Source organism: Levilactobacillus muriae (assembly GCF_045862015.1).
Taxonomy (GTDB): Bacteria; Bacillota; Bacilli; order Lactobacillales; family Lactobacillaceae; genus Levilactobacillus; species Levilactobacillus muriae.
Map to the genome: position 1 here is coordinate 1 of NZ_BAAFRU010000073.1, position 1,031 is coordinate 1,031.

Annotated in this window: 1 protein-coding gene; it reads left to right on the forward strand. The window is 42.5% G+C overall.

From position 1 onward, the window contains the following. The coding region (locus tag ACKTSF_RS14565) for a hypothetical protein (protein WP_407890303.1) at positions 1-836 on the forward strand (836 nt) is incomplete at its 5' end. Positions 837-1,031 lie beyond the last annotated feature (195 nt).

Consider the following 1,031-nt stretch of genomic DNA (forward strand, 5'->3'; position numbering starts at 1 on the left):
AGCAGAAGCATCTTGATACCACCGATGAGCGCGCCATTGTCGGTTATCGCTATCTACCCGTCTTTGATGTGGCACAAACTAGCGGTGAACCAGTGTTAAGTGCTAAAGACTTTGTCAAAGAAAATTTAGCCGATCATCAGAATGTGACAAGCTTATATAACGCGTTCAAAGATTATTTAAACCAACAAACCGACCTTAAAGTCAGCGAAGTGCCTTTAGCGTCGCTAAATGGGGCTAAGGGGTATTTTCAACCCAGCACTAATGAAATCGTCATTGGTGGCGATGAGCCCGACAACGCTTTGAAACTAAAGACGTTATATCACGAATATGCGCATAGCCAGCTACACGGATTAAAATCAGCCTTTAAAGATCGGCCACGAGCCTATCAGGAAACCCAAGCCGAAGCGGTTGCGTATGTTGCCATGCAAAATATTGGTGTTGATACCAGTAACTACTCACTCGGGTATGTGGCCACCTGGGCCAAAGATAAAGCCGTGATCCATAGTGCTTTAAGTGAGATTCAGCAAGTGAGCAACAAAGTGATTGAACTTAGCGATGGCTTAACCAAACAATTAGGCTTACAAGAAGCCCCAAAAGAGCCTGAGCATGATCTAAAAAAGCTATCAGCCCATGATCTTAATAAGTCCTATCAAGGCTTGCAACAACAAATTCAACAAGCAACTAGTCCACAACAGAAAGCACAATTTAAAAAACAGTTAAATGATATACACCAGAAAATCAGTAAGCGAACTCAAAAACAGCTACAAGCATTTGCTGAACAGAATCCAGGAATCAAACAACCCGAATCCGAACTTGATCAAAGTTTAAAACGGTAGCCAGTTTTTAAAGGACATGCTATAATATGGACAGAAAAAGGAAGCCTTGCGCTAACAAGACTTCCCATGCAAGCCGCTTCAAAGGCGGTGGCATAATTACAAAACTATATTAATGTCGTCCCGTAACTCGCCAAAGTTATAATCGGGGCGGCTTTTTTATTTGTGGTGCTTGTCGATATAGCTGAGAAGCGCGAT